Origin of the sequence: uncultured Arthrobacter sp. (assembly GCF_902805515.1) — a bacterium.
Taxonomy (GTDB): Bacteria; Actinomycetota; Actinomycetes; order Actinomycetales; family Micrococcaceae; genus Arthrobacter_D.
In genome coordinates this window covers 14,339-35,256 of the sequence record NZ_CADCTE010000001.1, presented here as the reverse complement: position 1 = coordinate 35,256, position 20,918 = coordinate 14,339, and the positions used below count along the sequence as shown (strand labels likewise).

The window sequence follows — 20,918 nt, the reverse complement described above, 5'->3', positions numbered from 1 at the left end:
TCCGCCGGAAGCAGAGTGCAAGACAACCCGAAAGAGACGGGGGCGTCAACGCATCGCTTCGGACGCCCCACCAAGGAGCCCGGAATCCTTTCCAGGCCAATAAGGCAGCGGGAAGGTCCGGGAATCTCCCGCGGGGGATCCTCCGTGGCCTTTGGCTGGACCTTTCCTCGATTCTACGGAGAACGCCCCGGATTTGCGAAGCCACGCCGTACCGGCACCGGCGCTCGCCGGTGCGTCCGCGTCGAACTTTCTTTGAATAAAAGCTAAGCACGCTTTCAATTAACTACTAAGTGTGCTTACTCTAGAGGCCGGTGGTCCCTTGGGGGGAGAGTTCGAAAATCCCATCACCGCTGACCTCAGAGCCAGGAAAAAATCAGGACCTCTTCCACGAGCTACAGCAAAAGGAGAACGACATGATTACCCAGGAAAACATCGACACGATTCTCAGCCGCGGCGGCAACGTCATCGGCTCCGACGGCGACAAGATCGGGTCAATCGGACAGATCTACCTTGACGACCAGACCGGTGAGCCGAGCTGGGTCACCGCGAAGACGGGCCTGTTCGGCACCTCGGAGTCCTTCGTCCCGCTGCAGGGCGCCGACGTCGAGGGACACGATGTGCGCGTCCCCTACACCAAGGCGCAGGTCAAGGACGCACCGCGCATCGAGTCCGACGGCAACCTCAGCCCGGAGGAGGAGGACCGCCTCTACCGCCACTATGAGCTTGGCGGCACCGGCGGCGGATACACCGACACCACCGGAACCGCCGGCATGGCGACGGGCATGACGGATACCAACCGACGCGACACCGATTACGTCGACACCGACCGACGCGACACGGACTACGTCGACAGCGACCGACGCGACACGGATTACGTCGAGACCGGCCGCCGCGACACCGTCGGCCACGACACCTCCGGCCCGACCACCGACGACGCGATGACCCTCTCCGAGGAGCAGCTGCGTGTAGGTACCGAACGCCGCGAGGCCGGCCGGGCCCGGCTGCGCAAGTACGTGGTCACGGAGAACGTCACCAAGACGGTCCCCGTGAGCCGCGAGGAAGTGCGCATCGAGCGTGAGCCCATCACCGACGCCAATGTTGGAGCGGCAATGGACGGGCCCGCGATCAGCGAGGAGGAGCACGAAGTGATCCTCCACGAAGAGCAGCCGGTCATCCAGAAGGATGCCGTACCCGTCGAGCGCGTGCGCCTCGACAAGGAGACGGTGACCGAAGACCACACGGTCAACGAGGAGGTCCGCAAGGAGCAGATCGACGTGGACGGCGATGGCAGGAACGGACTGAACGATTCGGACCGTCGCGACGGCCGGATCTAACCGGGCAGGCAGCCGGATGGGAAGGCTCGGAGCAGCACGCTCCGGGCCTTTCCCGTTCGCGCTGCCCCTTGACGTTCCCGCTCGGCCGCCGGGCTGAACCAATCAGGGGCAGAGATAATAAGTATGCTTCCTATTCACTCAACATTTGTTTAGAGTGGTGGGTAGGACGACCGCAACCACCTAGTGGAAGGACACTCCCTCATGCCGGAGCTGAACGAATGGTCGACCAGCCGCCTCCTGACCACCGCCGCCCGGATCGTGGAACACTCCTGGAACGAAAAGCTGCTGAGCATTGGGATCACCCACGCTGGCCTGACGACCCTCGGGGTGCTGGCCAGGGAAGGCACCATGACCGGCGTTCGGCTGGCGCAGCTGGTCCACGTCCAGGCGCAGACGATCGGGCGGACCCTTGACCGCCTGGAGAAGCGCGGACTGGTGACCCGGTTAAGGAATACCGCGGACCGGCGCAGCCAGCGCATCACGATCACGTCGGCGGGCCTCAAGGCGCTGGAGAAGGCCCAGAATATCGAGCACGAGTTGATGCCCGAGGACGGACTTGCCTCACAGGATCTGCGAAACCGGCTCCAGACCGTCATCAACGAGCTGGGACCGCACAAGTAGGCAGGCGCGGAGCCTAGAAACCTCCGCCGTCCGCCGCCATATTGTTGAAGCGCGAGTAATGGCCCTGGAAGCCGACCACAATCGTCTTCGTGGGGCCATTACGGTGCTTGGCCACAATGACGTCGGCCTCGCCGGCCCGGGGCGATTCCTTGTCGTACACGTCGTCGCGGTGAAGCAGGATCACCATGTCGGCGTCCTGCTCGATCGAGCCGGATTCGCGAAGGTCCGAGACCTGGGGGCGTTTGTCAGTCCGCTGCTCCGAGCCACGGTTCAGCTGGGACAGGGCCACCACCGGGACATTGAGCTCCTTGGCCAGCAGTTTGAGCGCACGGGAGAACTCCGAGACCTCCTGCTGGCGTGATTCGACCCGCTTCCCCGAGGACATCAGCTGGAGGTAGTCGAGGACCACGAGCTTGAGGTCGTGCCGCTGCTTCAGGCGCCGGCACTTCGCGCGGATTTCCATCAGGGACATATTGGGGCTGTCGTCGATGAACAGCGGCGCGTCGTTCATGCGGCCCATGGTGGTGGCGATCTTGCCCCACTGTTCGTCCTTGATGGTTCCCTTGCGCAGGTCCTGGAGGCCGATGGTCGCCTCCGCGGAGAGCAGGCGCATCGCGATCTCATTGCGCCCCATTTCGAGGGAGAAGAAGACCGTTGTCAGGTTGTGCTTGATGGCCGCCGAGCGCGCCCAGTCGAGCGCGAAGGTCGACTTACCCATAGCCGGACGCGCAGCGACGACGATCATCTGGCCGCCGTGGAGGCCCTGGGTGAGTTCGTCGAGTTCATAGAAGCCGGTGGGCACACCCGTCATGCCCTCCCCGCGGTGCCCGGCGGATTCGATCTCGTCGACGGTGCCCTCGATGATGTCCTTGAGGGCGACGTAGTCCTCGGCCGTCCGCCGCTCAGCCACGGCGTACACTTCCGCCTGGGCTGCGTTGACGATGTCGTCGACCTCTCCGTCATTGGAGTAGCCGAGCTGGACGATTTTGGTACCGGCATCGACGAGGCGGCGCAGGACCGCCCGCTCCCGCACGATCTCGGCGTAGAACCCGGCGTTGGCGGCCGTGGGAACCGACTGGATGAGGGTGTGAAGGTAGGCGGGCCCGCCGATGCGGGAGATCTCGCCGCGCTTAGTGAGCTCGTCAGAGACGGTCACGGCATCCGCCGGCTCGCCCCGGCCGTAGAGGTCGATAATCGCCTCGTAGATGCTCTCGTGGGCGGGCCGGTAGAAGTCGATGCCGCGGAGCACCTCGACGCAGTCTGCGATGGCGTCCTTGGAGAGCATCATGCCGCCAAGCACCGACTGCTCGGCCACCAGGTCCTGGGGAGGGGTCCGGGCGAATTCCGGCGACCGGGTGTCCTGTGATGAGTCTGCATGTGCCAAGGACACGGGCGCCGCCTTCTTCCGTTAAGCTCTCCCCTCGACAGCCTGCCAGCCCCCTGGCTGACCGGCTGGGCCGGGGTCGGTTACTGAAGATGTATCACCCGGCACTCCCATTCGTGAGGGATCCTCCGCAACGCTAGCCGCCGCCGGGCACGGCACCAAGCGCGCTCCCCACAGGCCCTGTGGATTACCTGTGGACTCCGCGGCGTGTCTTGTGCACAGGATGTGGAAAAGCCTGTGGACAACAAACTATTTTTCCCACCAAACCGCCTCTGACGTGGGCAGACTTTATCCAGTGCCTGTGGAGGAAAACTAATTTCCCCGGAACCTTCATCCACAGGTTGCATGTTGACATCCCCGCTTGGGAGGTCGCCAAAGGCACCTTCCGGGTTCCTGCATGGCACCTCTAGGGCCCTGTGCGGTTGCCCGGGGCTGTGATGAGGATCAATAGCCGGGGCTGGATGGAGGGCCCTCCTGCGGCGGGACCATCGATTCCGGAGTACGCATACCTCCGGGACGCGCGGACGCACCGGTGGAGAGCGCAACCGGCGGTTAACCACAAGGGACCCCCGCCGTGGCGGGAGTCCCTTGGGTGTACTGCTGGACAGGCGGAACTAGCCCGCGACGACGTCCAGATCGATCACGGCGGCTACGTCCTCGTGGAGACGGACATTCGCCTGGTAGGAGCCGACCGACTTGATGTGGGCCGGCAGTTCAACCTTGCGCTTGTCGATGCTGCCGAGGCCTGCGGCCTCAACTGCCTTCGCGACGTCGTCGGCCTTGACGGTGCCGAACAGGCGGCCGGAGTCGCCCGCCTTGACCGTGAGCTTGACCGGCTTGGCCGAGAGGGCGGCAGCCTGCTTCTGGGCATCCTCAAGTGAGGCGTGCTCGCGGGCAGAACGCGCGGCCTTGATCGACTCGACCTGCTTCTCGCCGCCCTTGGTCCACGTCAGGGCGAAGCCGCGGGGCAGAAGGAAGTTACGTGCGTAACCGTTCTTCACCTCGACGACATCCCCTGCGGCACCGAGGCCGGTTACTTCCTGGGTCAGAATGAGCTTTGCCATTAAAAGGTTCCTTTCCCTTAGCCGCGGCCGGCGCCGGAGTAGGGCAGGAGTGCAACTTCGCGGGCGTTCTTGATTGCCTGGGCGATCTTGCGCTGCTCCTGGACGGTGACACCGGTGACACGGCGCGCGCGGATCTTTCCGCGGTCGGAAATGAACTTACGCAGCAGGGCTACGTCCTTGTAGTCGATGACGGTGACGTCAGCGGCCTTCAGGGGGTTGGACTTTGGTTTGGGCTTACGGAGTTCAGCCTTAGCCATCGTGGTGCTCCTTGATCTATTGGAGCCCGCAGAACTGTTCTGCGGGATGGGATGTGCGGGGTAAATCTTGAGTCAGGGGCTCCGGGACGGAGCGGGCCCCGACTTCGGGAGAGCCTAGAAGGGAGGTTCGGAGGAATCCGGGCCGTTGCCCCAGCCCTGGGAGCCGCCGCCTGCGGGTGCGCCCCACGGGTCGTCCGCGGGCTGCTGGGCCTGCTGGCCGCCGCCCCAGTTGGAGTTGGTACCGGAATTCCCGCCGAAGCCGCCCCCGCTGTTGCCGCCGAATCCTCCGCCGCCACCGCCTGAGCGCTGGGTACGGCTGATCTTCGCCGACGCATAGCGCAGGGAGGGACCGATTTCGTCCACCTCAAGCTCCATGACGGTGCGCTTTTCGCCCTCTTTGGTTTCGTACGACCGTGACTTGAGGCGGCCCTGGGCGACCACGCGGGTTCCCTTGGTGAGGGTCTCCGCAACGTTCTCGGCAGCCTCGCGCCAGACCGACGCACGGAGGAACAGCGTTTCGCCGTCCTTCCATTCGTTGGACTGGCGGTCGAAGGTCCGCGGCGTCGATGCGATGGTGAAGTTCGCCACCGCCGAGCCGGACGGCGTGAAACGAAGCTCGGGGTCGTTGGTGAGATTTCCTACGACCGTGATTGTGGTTTCGCCTGCCATGGTGCCTCCTTGGGTCACGTCCCGCCGGGGCGGGATAGGTTCAGTAGAAAGGGTGCCGAACTACTCGGCCGTTACCTTCTGCTCCTCGGGGCGGATGATCTTGGTGCGCATGATGGTCTCGTTCAGACCAAGCTGGCGGTCAAGTTCGGCTGCCACGGCGGGGGTAGCGGTGAAGTTGACGACGGCGTAGATGCCTTCGGCCTTCTTCTGGATTTCGTAGGCAAGGCGCCGGCGTCCCCAGATATCCACCTTGTCCACGGTGCCGCCGCCGTTGCGGACGACATTCAGGAACTTCTCAAGTGTTGGTTCGACGGTACGTTCCTCGACATCGGGGTCGATGATTACCATCAATTCATATGCACGCATGTGTGAACCCACCTCCTTTGGGCTAAACGGTCACGGCCTTTCCGTAACAGGAGGTTCTTTAGCGTTGGCCTGGCCGCTGCGGACGGGATTTCCCGGCCGCCGGAATCAGCACAGACCTGCCAATACTACCGGATAGCTGGCCCTGCACGGAACGGCGCCCCTCGGGGCTCCGGTCAGGACTGAGCCGCGGGACGGACGAAGAACCGGGAGAGCACGCGCGCCAGGCGTTCCGGGTCCTCGACCCCGCACATCTCGCGTGCCGAGTGCATCGACAGCAGGGGCGTGCCGACGTCGACGGTGCGGATGCCGAGGCGGGTGGCGGTGAGCGGCCCGATGGTTGAGCCGCACGGAACGGAGTTGTTCGACACGAACTCCTGGTACGGCACTCCGGCCTCGCCGCAGAGGACCGCCCAGTGCGCGGCGCCGTGGGCGTCGGTGGTGTACCGCTGGTTGGCGTTGATCTTCAGCAGCGGGCCTCCGTTGAGCACGGGGTGGTTGGCCGGGTCGTGCCGTTCGGCGTAGTTCGGGTGGACGGCGTGGCCGGCGTCGGCGGAGATGCAGAAGGAGGCGGCCAGGGCGCGCATCCGGTCCTCGAGGTTCGCACCCAGCGCACCGGAGATGCGCAGCAGGATGTCTTCAAGGAAGGGCCCGCTCGCCCCGGAACGGGAGGCGCTTCCCACCTCCTCGTGGTCGAAGGCGGCGAGCACGGCGATGGGGCGTCCCTCTTCCTCCCCGGTGGCCGCCTCGAGCAGGCCGGCGAGCCCGGCGTGCACGGAGGTGAGGTTATCCAGCCGGCCCGACGCAAAGAAGGCCGCCTCGGCACCGAAGACCCGGGGCGCCTGCGTGTCGGCGGCCACGAGGTCAAAGCCACCGATGTCGGCCGGGTCGATCCCCGCCGTCGACGCGGCAAGTCCGAGCAGGTCCGCCTCCCGCGGGTCCCCGAGGCCCCACACGGGGAACATGTGCTGCTGCTTGTCCAGGGCGAGTCCGTCGTTGACGGCCCGGTCCAGGTGGATCGCCAGCTGCGGAAAGCGCAGCAGGGGCCCGGTGTCGACGAGGTGCTCCCGGCCGTCGAGAGTGACGATGCGCCCGGCGAGCGTGAGTTCGCGGTCCAGCCAGGAGTTCAGCAGGGGTCCGCCGTAGACCTCGACGCCGGCCTGAAGCCACCCGTACCGGCCGGTGGTCGGCTTCGGCTTGAGCTTGAACGAGGGCGAGTCCGTGTGGGCGCCGAGGATGGAGAAGCCGGTGGTCGCGCCCGCGTCCGCGGGGAGGACCCAGGCGATCAGCGCTCCATCTCGGATCACGAAGTAGCTGCCCGGCTCCGCGGGGAAGACCTCCTCCTCGAGCAGGCGGACAAAACCGGCTGCCTGGAGACGCCGGCCGCCCTCGGCCGCGGCATGGAAGCTTGAGGGGGAGGCGCTGACATACGCGCCGAGGTCATTGATGTGGGTCAGTGCGTCGGACATGCCTTCGATTACATCAGAGAACGGCCGGGTTCCGCTGTCCGGAGCCCGCAGAACGGGCTCCGGACCGGGCGGAAACCGGTCGGCAGCGGCTGCGTCAGATGTCGCGCCTGCGGGTCACCAGCAGTGAGGCAATGAGCAGGACGACGGCCCAGGCCGCCATCACGAGGCCGCCTTCGAGCTGGGTCAGGGCCCCTTCTTCGGCGACGACGGCGACGAGCTGTTCCCCGGCGTTGGTCGGCAGGAAGCGTGCGGCGTCGGGGATCCAGTCGGCCAGCCCGGAGATCAGGTTCACCACGATTACGGGAAGGACGAAAAAGAGCCCGACGGCCGTCACGACTCCCCCTGCGGTATTGCGCAACAGCGTGCCGATCCCCATGGAGATCACCGCGATCAGGGCAAGATAGGTGCCGGTGTTGACGATGCTCGCCACGATCTTGTCATCGGTGAGGGCGAAATCGAGGTCCTCGACGGCCAGGATGGGCTGGGCAACAACATAGGACAGGAGCGCGGCGGCGGCTCCGATCAGGAATGAGACGGCGGCGACGATAACGTTCTTCGCCAGCAGGGCCGGCACCCGCTTCGGCACGGCCACCATTGTCGACCGGATCATCCCGGTGGCCCACTCGGAGGCGATCAGCACCACGGCGAGGGAGGCGATGAGGAGCTGCCCGAAAATGATTCCCGAGGAGGGAGTGCCGCGGGCGAGGTCGCCGAAGTCCGGCAGGGGATCCCCCGGAGGACCCATCTGCGGCGGTGGTCCGCCGGAGTCAAGCTGGGCCTGGCCCGTCTGGAGGGACCAGGAGGCCAGGGCGGCCAGGCCGACCATCACCACGAGGGTGCTCGCGAGCAGGATCACGGTCGAGGGCACCGTGGTGACCTTGATCCATTCGGACCTCAGCACGCGCGCGAAGCTAAGCCGGGGTCCGTCGGAACGGCGGGCCCCGGCCGGAGCGGCGGGGGTTGACGTCGAGGTGCTCATGATCGGCTTCCTTCGGGGACATCCTGGGCCCGTGCGCCGAGGGGCAGGTCGTGCGAGGAGTATTCGACTTCGGAGGCGGTGAGTTCCATGTACGCCTCCTCGAGGGAGGCCTGCAGGGGGGTCAGTTCGTATACGAGCACCTGCTGGCGCAGGGCCGCCTCGGCGATCCGGCGCGGATCGGGACCCGTGATTTCGAGCAGGTCGGGCTCAAGGAGGGTCGAGGTCGTGCCGTCCCCGCCGAGCGCCGCCAGCAGCTCCGAGGGCCGGTCGGTGCGGACGCGGGTGCGAAGCTGTCCGCGGCCGGCGATGATCTCGGAGACCGGGGCATCGGCGATGATCCGGCCGCGACCGATCACGATCAGGTGGTCCGCCGTCATCGCCATTTCGGACATGAGGTGGGAAGAGAGAAAGACGGTCCGCCCCTCGGCGGCGAGGCCGCGGGCGAGGTGCCGGATCCACTGGACGCCCTCGGGGTCGAGCCCGTTGACGGGTTCGTCCAGGATGACGGTCTGCGGGTCGCCGAGCATCGCCACGGCAATCCCCAGGCGCTGGCCCATCCCCATCGAAAATCCGCCGACCCGCTTCTTGGCGACCGGCCCGAGCCCGGTCATCTCGATGACCTCGTGCACCCTGCTGTTCGGAATCCCGTGGGTGGCGGCCATGGCCCGCAGGTGGTTGTAGGCGCTGCGCTTGGTGTGGAAGGCCTTCGCCTCAAGCAGCGCGCCCACCTCCCGCAGCGGTGCCCGGTGCTCGGCGTACCGGCGGCCGTTCACGCTCACGGAGCCGGCGCTCGGCGTGTCGAGTCCGACGATCATGCGCATCGTCGTCGATTTCCCGGCGCCGTTCGGCCCTAGGAACCCTGTGACCTTGCCGGGGTGGACGGTGAAGGAGATGCCGTTGACGGCCGTCTTGTCGCCGTAGCGTTTGAACAGGCCCTGGGCCTCGATCATGGGAACGTCCTCTGGATTGCCGGGTAAGGAAGGCGCGGTCGGACAAGGCCCCCCGGTTGCCACTCTAGGGGGAGAAACCGCCCGCACCCGGTCAGGCGGATGAAACCCGCCTGACCGGGTGTGGAGACAGCGTTCAGCGGGAGCTGATCGAGGCGAACTTGCGGATGCACAGCGGAACGAAGATCAGCAGCATCAGGATCGCGCCGATCAGGACCGTCGGCACGGCGTTCTGCATGGGCCAGGCATCCGGGGTGGGCACCGAACCGACATTCCCAAAGAGCTCCCGTGCCGCCTGGACCAGCGCGGAGACCGGGTTCCAGTTCGCGAACGCCTCGAGCGGCGCCGGAAGGGTCTGGCTCTGGACGAAGGCGTTGGAGATGAACGTGAGCGGAAACAGGATCATGAAGGAGGCGTTGTTGATGACCTCCGGTGACTTCACGCTCATGCCCAGCAGTGCCATGACCCAGCTGAAGGCATAGGAGAACAGCAGCAGCAGCCCGATGCCGGCAAGGAAACTGCTGAAGGGGGCGTTCACCCGCCAGCCGACGACGAACCCGGTCGCCATCATGATGAGCATGGAGATGCCGTTGAGCACCAGGTCGCTGTTCGTGCGTCCGACCAGAACCGCCGAAGAGCTCATCGGCAGGGTCCGGAACCGGTCGATGATGCCGTCCTTGAGGTCCTGGGCCATCGCCGAGCCGGAGAAGGTCGAGCCGAAGATCACGGTCTGGGCGAAGATCCCGGCCATGAGGTACTGGGTGTAGTCGGTGCCCTGGACCTGGATGGAGCCGCCGTAGATCTGGCTGAACAGCAGCACGAACATGATCGGCTGCAGCACGGCGAACACAAGCATGTCCGGGGACCGCTTGAGCTTGGTCAGGTTGCGCTTGGTGACCGTCCATCCGTCGGACAGCCACATCGAGGCGGCACCGGGCTCGGGCGCGGGCCGGGCCTGCCGGTTTTCGGGGGCCAGGACGCTCATTTCGCGTTCTCCTTCTCAGCAGGGGCGTTCTCATCGGTGTTCTCGGCGTGCCGGCCCGTGAGCTTGAGGAAGACATCATCGAGGCTGGGGCGCCGCATGCCGGCGTCGTGGAGTTCGACCCCTGCCTGCCCCAGGTCGCCGAGGACGTACTGCAGGGCCCGCGGCCCGTTGATCACGCCCACCTCGACCGTGCGGCCGTCGGTTCCGACGGTGGCCTCCCCGTCACCGTGGCGGCCGAGGATTTCCCGCGCCGCTCCGGCGTCGGCCGGGTTCACCAGGGTGACCACCACCCGGTGGCCGCCGATCTGCGCCTTGAGTTCATCTGCCGTTCCCTCGGCGATGACACGCCCGCCGTCGATCACGGCGATGTCGTCGGAGAGCTGGTCCGCCTCCTCGAGGTACTGCGTGGTCAGCAGCAGCGTGGTGCCGTCGCTGACCAGGTTCTTGATAATCCCCCAGAGCGAGAGGCGGCTGCGCGGATCGAGTCCCGTGGTGGGTTCGTCGAGGAAGAGCACCTTGGGGTTGATCACCAGTGCCCCGGCGAGGTCGATCCGGCGGCGCATGCCGCCCGAGAAACCCTTTACCGGCCGGTTGCCCGCCTCGGTGAGTTCGAACTGTTCGATCAGGTCCTGGGCCCTGCGCTTGGCCTCGCGGGCGCTCAGGTGGTAGAGCCGGCCCACCATTTCAAGGTTCTCGAAGCCGGTGAGGTTCTCGTCGACGGCCGCATACTGGCCCGAGACCCCGATGATGCGGCGGGCCGCTTTCGGGTTCGAGAGGACGTCGATTCCGTCGACGAGGGCGGTGCCCTCGGTGGGCCGGATCAGCGTGGTCAGCACCTTGACCACTGTGGTCTTCCCGGCGCCGTTCGGGCCGAGCAGCGCCTTCACCGTTCCGCGGGGCACGGATAGGTCCATCCCGGCAAGGGCATGGACCGGGCCGCTCTTTGAGCGGTAGGTCTTCTTCAGACCGGAGGCCTCAATCATTGTCATGCGGAAAAGCTTAGGCGCGCACTCCCACGACCCCGCACCAATCAGGTCAGGTTCTGTCCTTATCCAAAATTGCCGTGTGCTCTTCGCTGGCCCGTTCGCGGGCGGCGGGGGCGACGAGGAACGACGCGAGCACTGCGGCGCCGACGGCGAGCAGGGCGGTGCGGATCCCCACGAGGTCACCGAGGAAGCCCAGCAGGGGCGGGCCCGCGAGGAAGGCCGTGTAGCCGATCGTCGAGACGACGGAGACCCGCAGCGCGGCGTGGCGCGGGTCATCGGCGGCCGCGGACATGCCCATGGGGAAGCCCAGTGCGGCCCCGGCACCCCACAGCACGGCCCCCACCCCCGCCAGGAGGACATTGGGGGCGAGCACGAACAGGAGGAGGCCCGCGAGGGAGGTTCCCAGGCTCGCCTGAAGCACCCGGACCCGCCCGTGGCGGTCGATGTATCCCCCGCCGACGAAGCGGACGAGGGTCATTGCGGCGACGAAGACGGCGAACATGAGGGCCCCGACGCTTTCACTGCTGCCCAGCCCGTCAACGGTGGCCTTGGCCACCCAGTCGTTGGCGGCGCCCTCCGTCAGCGCTGCACCCAGCACCACGAGTCCGATCAGCAGCGTGCGCGGCTCACGCCAGGCGGAGAACCTGCCGCCCGCCACCGGCACCTGCGCGGTGTGCCCGGGCGCAGCCACGGGCAGGAAATACCGGGGCATCCACAGAGACACGGCGAGGGACAGGACCGCAACGGCCACCAGGTGCGCCGGCAGGTCGACGTCGACGGCGGCAAGGCCGGCGCCCAGCAGCGCCCCGAGGAACGCGCCGCCGCTGAAGGCGGCGTGGAAGCGCGGCATGATGGTGCGCCGCAGCCGGCGTTCGACGTCGGCGCCCTCGATGTTCTGGGCGACGTCCCAGAGCGCCACGCCCGAACCGAAGAGGAACAGTCCCGCCCCGGTCAGCGGCACCGACTGGAACTGCAGGCCGGCGGCGACGGTGACCGCGGCGAGCGCCGCTGCAGCTCCTCCGATCCGCACGGTGTTCGCCGTGCCGACGCGTGCCGAGATCAAACCGGCAAGGGGCAGGGACAGCACCGAACCCACCGCCCCAACCAGCAGCAGCGCACCCATCTGGCCCGAGCTGAGCTCAAGCGCTGCCGAAGCAGCGGGGATCCGGGCGGCCCAGCTCGCGAAGACAAGGCCGTTGAGCCCGAAGATGGCGAAGGTGGCCCAGACGGCGGACTTCAGGTTGGGGTTCACCCTGCCACCGTAGCCGCGTCCTTCGGTGGCTTTCAAACCGGTCCGCCCTCCGTCCCGGCCCGGACGAAACCCGCCGGCAGGGACGAACCGGCCGCCGGCGTCCGGTGCCCGGCTCAGCGGGCCCGGGCGACCCGCCCCTCATCCCAGACGGGTTCCTTGCTTTCATAGACCTTCCCATCGGAGCCGAAGACGAGGAACCGGTCAAAGCTGCGGGCGAACCACCGGTCGTGGGTGACGGCGAGGACGGTTCCCTCGAAGGCGTCGATGGCGTGTTCGAGCGCTTCGGCCGAGTGCAGGTCGAGGTTGTCGGTCGGCTCGTCGAGCAGCAGCAGGGTGGCGCCGGAGAGTTCGAGCAGCAGGATCTGCAGCCGCGCCTGCTGCCCGCCGGAGAGCGAGTCGTACCGCTGTTCGGCCTGTCCCGCCAGGCCGTACCGGTCGAGAACGGCCGAAGCCGCCTCCCGTCCCAGGCCCGAGCGGTGCTCATCGCCGCGGTGCAGGATATCGAGGAGGGTCCGGCCCAGCAGGTCCGGACGCGAATGGGTCTGGGCGAAAAATCCCGGACGGATGCGCGCCCCGAGCTTGACCGTCCCCTCGTGCGGCACTTCTGCGATGTCGACGTCGGACACCGGCTGGTGTTCCTTGTCCGGGTCGGTCCCCCCGCCTGCGAGCAGCCGCAGGAAGTGGGACTTGCCGGACCCGTTGGAGCCCAGGACGCCGACCCGGTCGCCGAACCAGATCTCGGTGCTGAACGGCTTCATCAGGCCCGTCAGTTCCAGTTTCGAGGCCACCACCGCCCGCTTCGCCGTCCGTCCTCCGCGCAGCCGCATCGACACGTTCTGTTCCATGGGGAGGGCCTCCGGCGGGCCCGCCTCAAGGAATTTCGCCAGCCGCGTCTGCGCCGCGTGGTAACGGTTGGCCATATCGGAGCGGAACGCGGCCTTGTTCTTGTACATGTTCACGAGTTCCTTGAGCTTCAGGTGCTCCTCATCCCACCGGCGCCGCAGCTCCTCGAACCGGGCGTTCCGGTCCTGCCGGGCCTTGAGGTAGGTTTCGAATCCTCCGCCGTGGGTCCAGGCGGACGCCCCGAGGACGCCGGGCTCAAGGGTGACGATGCGGGTGGCGGCGTTGGCCAGCAGCTCCCGGTCGTGGCTGACGAAGAGCACCGACTTGCGCGACTCGGCCAGTTTCGTCTCGAGCCAGCGCTTGCCTGGCACATCGAGGTAGTTGTCCGGCTCATCGAGCAGGAGCAGTTCGTCCGGCCCGGAGAAGAGCGCCTCGAGGACCAGGCGTTTTTGTTCACCTCCGGAGAGGGTGGATGCCGCCCGGTGCTGGGCGCGGTCGAACGGAATGCCGAGGGCCGCCATGGTCACCTCGTCCCAGGTGGTCTCCAGTTCATACCCGCCGCCGTCCCCCCAGTCGGCGATCGCCTGGGCGTAGCGCATCTGGGTGGGTTCGTCATCGGTTTCCATCATGGCCAGCTCGGCGTCATCGACGGCCTTCGCCGCCCGCGCGAGGGCCGGCGGCGCGGCGGAGACCAGGAGGTCGCGGACGGTGGTGTCATCACGCACCTGCCCCACGAACTGGCGCATGATGCCCAGGGCGCCCGAGCGGGTGACCGCCCCTTCATCGGCGGTCAGGTCTCCGGCGATGATCCGCAGCAGCGTTGTCTTGCCCGTGCCGTTGGGCCCGATCAGGGCGGTCTTGTGGCCTTCCCCGACCCGGAAGGAGACCGCATTGAGCAGCTGCCGTCCGTCGGAGAGGAAATAATCAATGTTGGAAACGTCAAGGTGAGCCACCCCTAAAGCTTAGCGGCGGTCCCCGCGGCGGCCCGCTGGGCCTAGAGTGGTTCGGTAAATGCTCCGCTGGCGGCCCACCGACGCGCGCTCCGGGGCTCCGGAGACCCGAAGGGATACGCGAGATGTACATGGCCAAGCGGATCGGGCGCTCAACCGGCGCGCCCGAAACCCGCGTGCCATCGGCGCCCTTTCCCCTGCGGACATCCCTGCGCAAGGCCCTGACCGAGGCGCTCAGGGGGTTCCTCCCCCTTCAGCTCGCCTCCCTGGTCCTCAACGGCGCCACCATCCTGCTGGCGCTCCCGGCCCTGTCGGCACTCTTCCGCCTCGTCCTGGCCGCATCGGGCCTGCCCCGCATCAGTGACCAGAACCTCGGGATGGTGCTGGCGCACCCCGTGGCGCTGCTGCTGATGATCCTGCTGGTGGTCGCGGCCCTCGCGGTGGTGAGCGTGCAGCTTGTCACCCTGATCGTGCTGGTCCACCGCCAGCAGTGCGCCCTGCCCCTGCAGCTGCGGCCGGTGATCGAGGACGTGGCCCGGGCCATCCGGGCGGTGGTCCACTACCAGTCCCCCCTGCTGATCGTCTATGTCCTGCTGGTCATGCCCCTGGGCGGATTCGGCCTGTTCTCCACGGTCACCCGGGGCATCGCCGTGCCGCTGTTCGTCAGCGGCGAGATGCTCAAGGCGCCGGTGAGCGCCGCCCTGTACGGCACGGTCCTCGCCGTACTCCTGTACGTGAATCTCCGCCTGATCTTCACCTTCCCGCTGCTGGTGATCGAAGGAAAGTCTCCGGGCCGCGCCGTGGCCGGCAGCCTGGCGGCGACCCGACGCCAGTCCTGGCGGATTGCCGCCGTCATCGGAATCGTCGCCGCCGGCGCCGGTGCGCTCTCGACCCTGCTGACCGAGGCGGTGGTGTTCGGCGCCGCCCTTGCGGACCGCTTCGCCCCGCCCATCGCCCCCGCCGTGGCGGCCGCCGGCTACGGCATCGCCAATGTCGGCTCCGCGGTGGTGCTGAGTTTCGCGCTCGTCGTGATCCTCCACGCCCTGACCGCCGCCTACAGCCACCGGCGCACTGGCCTTCCCGACGGGGCACCGCCGCCTGCCCCGGCGCCCCCGGAACCCCACCGGCGGGGCCGCTCCAGGCGGCGGCAGGCGGCCCTCGTGGTCCTCGGCCTGACGGTGATGGGAGCCACGGCCGTCCAGTCGGCGTCGATCCTCCCGGCGGCCGGAAGCGTGCCCGCGGACTCCGGGTCCACCAAGATCATCGCCCACCGCGGGTTCGTCGGCGGAGGCGTGGAAAACACGATCGGCGCCCTCGAGGCGGCGGCGCGGGTGCGCCCGGATTTCGTCGAGATCGACGCCCAGGAGACCCGGGACGGGCGCTTTATCCTCAGCCACGACGTCAACCTGTGGATCGTCTCGGGGCTCAACGTGAACACCTACGAGCTGACCCTCGCCGAGGCCGAGGCGATCGACGTGAGTGTCGGCGGGTACAGCGATTCGATGGTTTCCCTCATTGACTACGTCCTCCGGGCCGAGGAGCTCGGCGTGAAGCTCCTGATCGAACTCAAGCTGCACGGGCACGAATCGCCCCAGGTGGTGGACCGGCTCCTGGCGGAGCTCGATTCGATCGGCGCGACCGGTCATCACATCTACCATTCCCTGAGCAGCGAGGTGGTCCGGGAGATCGAGGAGAAGCGGCCCGCGCTTCGGGTGGGCTACACCGTGGCCGCCAATGTCGGCACCCTGGAGGGGGAGCCGGGCGATTTCCTCGTGGTGGAGCAGTCCTTCTTCACCGAGGAACTCGCCGCCCTCGCGCGCGGCCGCGGCAAGGAGCTGTGGGTGTGGACGGTGAACGACCCCGATGCGATCCGGACGTTCCTGCGGGTGCCGGTCGACGGAATCATCACCGACCGGCCCGATGTCGTTCAAAGCGAACGGAAAAGCATCGATGACGAGCGGGGAAGCGCGCCGGGGCTGCGTGATGCCCTCGACGAGCTCAGCCTGCTGTAGAGCTGGTCGGCCGCGGCGGCCTCAGCGCACCGGTGTCAGCGGAATCAACCGGTACCCGACGCCCCGGACCGTGCGGATGAACCGCGGATTGCTGGTGTCGTCGCTGAGCTTCCGGCGGAGGTTCCGGATGTGCACCTCCACGAGGTGGTGGTCGAGCGCCCAGCCGTCCCCCCAGACCCGGTCGAGGAGTGCCTCGCGGGACCACACCCGCGACGCGCCGTCGAGCAGGGCCTCGAGGAGGTCGAACTCGATCCTCGTCAGGGCCAGCTCCTCGCCGTCGAGGCTCACGGTGCGACCCTCGACATCCATCAGCAGTCCGTCGTGGCGCAGCAATGGGGAGCTGCCGTTGCCGGCCACGCCGGGGCCTGTGCGCGGCCGGCGGAACATGGCCGAGACGCGGGCCGTGAACTCGCGCGGGCTGAACGGTTTGCCGATGAAATCGTCGGCGCCGGTCTCCAGGCCCAGCAGCCGGTCGATCTCGTCCTGGCGCGCGGTCACCATCACGATATAGGCATCACTCATCGCCCTTGACTGGCGGCAGACCTCGACCCCGTCGAGGTCGGGGAGGTTCAAATCCAGGGTGATCAGGTCGGGCTGATGCTCGCGCACCTTCGCCAGGCCCTCGTGCCCGGTCGCCGCCTCGAGGATCGAAAATCCCTTCAACCGCAGTGCCGTGCCCAGCAGCTCCCGGATGTCCTCGTCGTCCTCGACGATGAGGGCGGTGCGTGGTTCATGGATATCGGGCATAGCAATACCTTGCCAGAAAATCCGGGGAACCGCTGTCCAAACTTGAGGATTCCTTGAACTTTGGCGGATGGAAGGCCGGGCTACACTCGCCAAATGGTCTCCCGCACTGTCTCGACTGTCCGCCTGCGCGGGCACATCCTCCGCATCCACTTTTCCCCCGGGCCCACGGGCAGCACAGAACCGCCGTTTATCCTGATCCACGGCATCGGAATGTCGCACCGCTACCTTGACCGCCTGCATGCCGAACTCACAGCGACGGCCGACACCTATGCCGTGGACCTGCCGGGCTTCGGGCCCAACCCGTCCCCCGGCCCCGCGCTCTCCGTGGAGGACCATGCCGCCGTCCTGCTGGACGCCCTGGCCGGGGCTGGGGTAGCCAACTGCGTGCTGATCGGCCATTCCATGGGAGCGCAGATCGTCACCGCGGCCGCACTTCAGGACCCCGAGCGGGTTGCCGGGATCGTGCTGATCGGCCCGGTGGTGGACAAGAGGCGCCGCTCGGTCTGGCGGCAGGCGGCGGACCTTGCGCTCGACACCCTTCGAGAACCACCGGCAGTAAACCTCATGGTCTTCACCGACTACCTGCGGACCGGCCCGCGCTGGTACCTGCAGGAGCTGCGACCCATGATGGCATACGCCTTGGAGGAGGCGGTCCGGGCCGTTGAATGTCCCGTCCTGGTGATGCGCGGCTCACGGGATCCCGTGGCACGGGAGCCCTGGTGCCGGGAACTCGCCGCGGCCGCGCGCCTTGGGTCGCTTGTGCAGATTGCAGGTAAGCCCCACGTCGTCCAGCACACCGCTCCTGATCAGGTACGTGGAGCCATCGAGACCTTCCTCACACATCACCGGCGCGGGCTCGACGATGGTCGGGGGAAATTCAGGCCCAGGCATCCCGCTTCCTAAGCACCCTTGCTTAAAGCTTTGGGCGGATCACAGGGAAAACTTGAAGATTTAGGTTCATAGTGGAGAGACAGGGATCAACTAGCGTCTGGAAGAAGTACCGTCATGCCGAACCTGAACGAGTGGTCAACAAGCCGCCTCCTCACCACCGCCGCCCGGCTGGTGGACCATGCGTGGAACGAGCGACTCCTCGATATCGGCATCACCCACGCTGGCTACACCACCCTGGGCGTCCTGTCCCGTGAGGGCACCATGACCGGAGCGCGGCTCGCCCTGGCCGTGCATGTCCAGGCCCAGACCATCGGCAAGACCCTTGAGAAGCTCGAGCGGCAGGGCTTCATCTCCCGCATCCGAGACACCCGCGACCGCCGCAGCCAGCGCATCACCATCACCGAAGCCGGGCTGATGGCCCTCGCCCAGGCGCAGGACATCGAGCGGTCCCTCATGACCGGCGAGGGCCTTGAGTCCGAGGAGCTGCGCGGACTCCTGCGCGACATCGTGATCGAACTCGCCCCGCAGCGGAGCAAATCGGTCCAGGCCGCCGTCCAGACCGCCGTCTAGTCCCTGCCGTCCAGTCCCTGCCGTCTAGTCCCTGCCGTCTAGCATCTTGGGGGCGGCCGAGCGGAACCTTCCCGCTCAGCACTCCACCACATTCAGGGCGAGCCCGCCCCGGGCCGTCTCCTTGTATTTGTCCATCATGTCCGCCCCGGTGTCGCGCATCGTCTTGATGGCGATATCGAGCGAGACGTGGTGCTGCCCATCGCCGCGGACCGCCATCCGCGCGGCGGTGATGGCCTTGATCGCGCCGACCGCGTTGCGTTCGATGCAGGGGATCTGCACCAGCCCGCCGACCGGATCACAGGTCAGACCGAGGTTGTGCTCGATCCCGATCTCCGCGGCGTTTTCCACCTGCTCCGGAGTGCCCCCGAGCACCTCGGCCAGGGCGCCGGCCGCCATGGCGCAGGCGGAGCCGACCTCGCCCTGGCATCCCACCTCCGCACCGGAAATGGACGCGTTTTTCTTGAACAGGGCCCCGACGGCGGTGGCGGCCAGCAGGAAGCGTACGACGCCGTCGTCGCTGGCGCCGGGAACGAAGTCGACGTAGTACTTGAGGACGGCCGGGATGATGCCGGCGGCGCCGTTGGTGGGCGCGGTGACCACACGGCCGCCGGCCGCGTTCTCCTCATTGACCGCCAGAGCGAACAGGGTCACCCATTCCATGGTTCCGAGCCGGTCCTCGGGGTCGTTGGCCTTCTCGAGGAGTTCCAGCTGGCGGGCGGCCCGCCGCCGTACGGCAAGCCCTCCGGGCAGGACGCCGCCGGTGCTGGTTCCCCGGCGGATGGTGTCCTGCATGACCTCCCAGATCTGCAGCAGGCCCGCCCGGACCTCCTCCTCGCTCCGGAAGGCCTTCTCATTGGCGAGCACGATCTCGGAAAACGACATATCGTGCTTGCGGCATAGTTCAAGCAGCTGGTCGGCTGTATTGAACGGGAAGGGCACGACGACCTCGGGTCCGGGCTGCGTCTCGACGCCGATCTGGTTCTCGTCGAGGACGAATCCGCCTCCCACCGAGAAGTAGTCGCGCGCCCGAAGCAGGGTTCCCTCGGCGTCCCAGGCCTGGAAGCGCATTCCGTTGGTGTGATATTCAAGCCGCTGACGCCGGTGCAGGATGAGGTCCCGGTCGGGATCGAAGCCGATGGTACGTTCTCCGGCAAGGCGCAGCGACTTCAGCTCGCCGATGCGTCCCACCCGTTCATCGGCGGTGGCCGGATCGACGAGATGGGGCTGGCTGCCCTCAAGACCAAGCAGGATCGCCTTCACCGTGCCGTGACCGTGCCCGGTGACGCCGAGCGATCCGAAGAGCTCGACCTGGAGGCGGTCGACCCGCTCGAGCAGGTCCTCTCCCCGCAGCAGTTCCGTGTACAGGTAGGCGGCCGTCATCGGCCCGCCGGTGTGTGAACTGGACGGGCCGATGCCGATCTTGAACAGGTCGAATGCGCTGATGGTCACTGAAGTCCCCCTGGTGCGATGGAGCCGTCGATCGGCGTCACTTGGCGCGCTTGTAGAACGGTGTCTCCACGACGGTGAAGGGCTCAGGGCGGCCACGGAGGTCGACCTGGACTTCGGTGCCGGGCTCCGCGAGGGCCGAGTCGACGTAGGCCAGCGCCACCGGGTAGCCGAGGGTGGGGCTGGGCAGCCCCGACGTCACCGTGCCCACGGCCGCGCCGTCAATGACGACGTCGTACCCGGCGCGCGCGGAGCGCCGGCCGGTGCCGCGCAGCCCGACCAGGCGGCGTGCCGGCCCGGCGGCCTTCAGCGGCTCCAGGACGGAGCGGCCCACGAAGTCCTCGGTCTTCTTGAGGCTCACCACCGGACCGAGACCGGCCTCGAAGGGGTTGGTTGAGAGGCCTAGCTCGTTTCCGTAGAGCGGCATGCCGGCCTCGAGGCGGAGGGAGTCCCGGGAGGCAAGGCCGCACGGGATCAGGCCGTGGCCCGCACCCGCCTCAAGGGCCGCGTCCCAGACGCGCACCGCGAAGGAGTTGCCGACAAACAGCTCGAATCCGTCCTCACCGGTGTACCCGGTGCGGGCCAGCAGGACCGGCACCCCGACCAGTTCGACCTCGACGGCGGCGTAGTAGCGCAGCGAGGTGATGGCCTCGGCGTCGCCAGGGGCCGCCATTGCCAGCAGGATCGCCTCTGCGTTGGGCCCCTGGACGGCCACCAGGGCGGTGGACTCCGACTGGTCCTCCACCACGGCGTCGAAGTCGGCGGCGCGGTCGCGCAGCTCCGAAGCGACGGTGTCGGCGTTGGAGGCGTTGGGCACCACGAGGAAGCGGTCCTCAGCCAGGCGGTAGGTGATGAGGTCATCGATCACGCCGCCGTCGGCGTTGCAGATGAGGGAGTACTTCGCCTTCCCCACCGGCATCACCGCCAGGTTGCCCACGAGCGCGTAGTTGAGGAACTCGGCCGCCTGGGGTCCGGTGACCAGGACCTCACCCATGTGGGAGAGGTCGAACAGGCCGGCGGCTCGGCGGACCGTGTGGTGTTCTTCGAGCTCGCTGCCGTACTTCAGCGGCATCTGCCAGCCACCGAAATCGGTGAAGGAGGCACCGAGGGCTTCGTGCCGGGTGTAGAGCGGGGTCTGCTTGGGCATTG

At 67.4% G+C, this 20,918-nt stretch carries 20 protein-coding genes; 5 read left to right on the top strand and 15 right to left on the bottom strand.

Annotated elements, in window-relative coordinates; all coding sequences use genetic code 11:
- Positions 1 to 413 precede the first annotated feature (413 nt).
- A complete protein-coding gene (locus QZX79_RS00155; protein WP_294563098.1) occupies positions 414 to 1,334 on the top strand; it encodes a PRC and DUF2382 domain-containing protein in 921 nt (306 codons plus the stop codon).
- A 201-nt stretch (positions 1,335 to 1,535) separates the two neighbouring features.
- Positions 1,536 to 1,955 carry a MarR family winged helix-turn-helix transcriptional regulator gene (locus QZX79_RS00150; protein WP_159617423.1) on the top strand — a complete coding sequence of 140 codons (420 nt, stop codon included), beginning with the start codon at positions 1,536 to 1,538 and terminating at the stop codon, positions 1,953 to 1,955.
- Positions 1,956 to 1,968: 13 nt separating this feature from the next.
- Here QZX79_RS00150 and dnaB read toward each other — a convergent pair whose 3' ends face one another.
- From dnaB to QZX79_RS00090, 12 genes are all read right to left on the bottom strand, one after another.
- Positions 1,969 to 3,345 (bottom strand): replicative DNA helicase, encoded by a 1,377-nt coding sequence (gene dnaB / locus QZX79_RS00145; RefSeq protein ID WP_133404248.1) that lies wholly within the window; start codon positions 3,343 to 3,345, stop codon positions 1,969 to 1,971.
- A gap of 608 nt (positions 3,346 to 3,953) precedes the next feature.
- Positions 3,954 to 4,403 (bottom strand): 50S ribosomal protein L9, encoded by a 450-nt coding sequence (rplI, locus tag QZX79_RS00140; RefSeq protein ID WP_294563095.1) that lies wholly within the window; start codon positions 4,401 to 4,403, stop codon positions 3,954 to 3,956.
- A 17-nt stretch (positions 4,404 to 4,420) separates the two neighbouring features.
- Positions 4,421 to 4,660: a 30S ribosomal protein S18 gene (gene rpsR, locus QZX79_RS00135; RefSeq protein ID WP_005273147.1), complete on the bottom strand. Its 240-nt coding sequence runs from the start codon at positions 4,658 to 4,660 to the stop codon at positions 4,421 to 4,423.
- A 114-nt stretch (positions 4,661 to 4,774) separates the two neighbouring features.
- A complete protein-coding gene (locus tag QZX79_RS00130) occupies positions 4,775 to 5,329 on the bottom strand; it encodes a single-stranded DNA-binding protein (RefSeq protein WP_120165972.1) in 555 nt (184 codons plus the stop codon).
- 60 nt (positions 5,330 to 5,389) lie between these two features.
- Entirely contained in the window at positions 5,390 to 5,695 is a 306-nt protein-coding gene (rpsF, locus tag QZX79_RS00125; RefSeq protein ID WP_120165970.1) for a 30S ribosomal protein S6, read from the bottom strand.
- 173 nt (positions 5,696 to 5,868) lie between these two features.
- Positions 5,869 to 7,161: a M18 family aminopeptidase gene (locus tag QZX79_RS00120; RefSeq protein WP_294563080.1), complete on the bottom strand. Its 1,293-nt coding sequence runs from the start codon at positions 7,159 to 7,161 to the stop codon at positions 5,869 to 5,871.
- Between the two features lie 94 nt (positions 7,162 to 7,255).
- Complete coding sequence (locus QZX79_RS00115; RefSeq protein WP_294563078.1) at positions 7,256 to 8,140, bottom strand: ABC transporter permease; 885 nt, start codon at positions 8,138 to 8,140, stop codon at positions 7,256 to 7,258.
- Positions 8,137 to 9,090, bottom strand: coding sequence for an ABC transporter ATP-binding protein (locus QZX79_RS00110; RefSeq protein ID WP_294563076.1), 954 nt, complete (start codon positions 9,088 to 9,090; stop codon positions 8,137 to 8,139). Before QZX79_RS00110 ends, QZX79_RS00115 begins: the two co-directional genes overlap by 4 nt.
- 133 nt (positions 9,091 to 9,223) lie before the next feature.
- Entirely contained in the window at positions 9,224 to 10,009 is a 786-nt protein-coding gene (locus QZX79_RS00105; RefSeq protein WP_233091815.1) for an ABC transporter permease, read from the bottom strand.
- A gap of 59 nt (positions 10,010 to 10,068) precedes the next feature.
- On the bottom strand, positions 10,069 to 11,061 hold the full coding sequence (locus QZX79_RS00100) for an ATP-binding cassette domain-containing protein (RefSeq protein WP_294563075.1): 993 nt from the start codon (positions 11,059 to 11,061) through the stop codon (positions 10,069 to 10,071).
- 46 nt (positions 11,062 to 11,107) lie between these two features.
- The gene (locus QZX79_RS00095; protein WP_294563074.1) at positions 11,108 to 12,346 is read right to left on the bottom strand and encodes an MFS transporter; all 1,239 of its coding nucleotides are present in this window, start codon (positions 12,344 to 12,346) and stop codon (positions 11,108 to 11,110) included.
- A 77-nt stretch (positions 12,347 to 12,423) separates the two neighbouring features.
- Positions 12,424 to 14,106 carry an ABC-F family ATP-binding cassette domain-containing protein gene (locus QZX79_RS00090; protein ID WP_294563072.1) on the bottom strand — a complete coding sequence of 561 codons (1,683 nt, stop codon included), beginning with the start codon at positions 14,104 to 14,106 and terminating at the stop codon, positions 12,424 to 12,426.
- 122 nt (positions 14,107 to 14,228) lie between these two features.
- Between QZX79_RS00090 and QZX79_RS00085 the strand changes: the two genes are divergently transcribed.
- A complete protein-coding gene (locus tag QZX79_RS00085; protein ID WP_294563071.1) occupies positions 14,229 to 16,115 on the top strand; it encodes a glycerophosphodiester phosphodiesterase in 1,887 nt (628 codons plus the stop codon).
- A gap of 21 nt (positions 16,116 to 16,136) precedes the next feature.
- Here the strand turns inward: QZX79_RS00085 and QZX79_RS00080 are convergent, their stop codons facing one another.
- Positions 16,137 to 16,862 carry a response regulator transcription factor gene (locus QZX79_RS00080; protein ID WP_294563069.1) on the bottom strand — a complete coding sequence of 242 codons (726 nt, stop codon included), beginning with the start codon at positions 16,860 to 16,862 and terminating at the stop codon, positions 16,137 to 16,139.
- A gap of 93 nt (positions 16,863 to 16,955) precedes the next feature.
- Between QZX79_RS00080 and QZX79_RS00075 the strand changes: the two genes are divergently transcribed.
- Together QZX79_RS00075 and QZX79_RS00070 are read left to right on the top strand one after the other, a co-directional pair.
- Entirely contained in the window at positions 16,956 to 17,765 is an 810-nt protein-coding gene (locus tag QZX79_RS00075; RefSeq protein ID WP_294563068.1) for an alpha/beta fold hydrolase, read from the top strand.
- Between the two features lie 102 nt (positions 17,766 to 17,867).
- Positions 17,868 to 18,323: a MarR family winged helix-turn-helix transcriptional regulator gene (locus QZX79_RS00070; protein WP_294563067.1), complete on the top strand. Its 456-nt coding sequence runs from the start codon at positions 17,868 to 17,870 to the stop codon at positions 18,321 to 18,323.
- A 75-nt stretch (positions 18,324 to 18,398) separates the two neighbouring features.
- Here the strand turns inward: QZX79_RS00070 and QZX79_RS00065 are convergent, their stop codons facing one another.
- Together QZX79_RS00065 and gcvT are read right to left on the bottom strand one after the other, a co-directional pair.
- Complete coding sequence (locus tag QZX79_RS00065; protein WP_294563066.1) at positions 18,399 to 19,772, bottom strand: L-serine ammonia-lyase; 1,374 nt, start codon at positions 19,770 to 19,772, stop codon at positions 18,399 to 18,401.
- A gap of 37 nt (positions 19,773 to 19,809) precedes the next feature.
- Positions 19,810 to 20,916: a glycine cleavage system aminomethyltransferase GcvT gene (gene gcvT / locus QZX79_RS00060; RefSeq protein ID WP_294563065.1), complete on the bottom strand. Its 1,107-nt coding sequence runs from the start codon at positions 20,914 to 20,916 to the stop codon at positions 19,810 to 19,812.
- Positions 20,917 to 20,918: the final 2 nt, after the last annotated feature.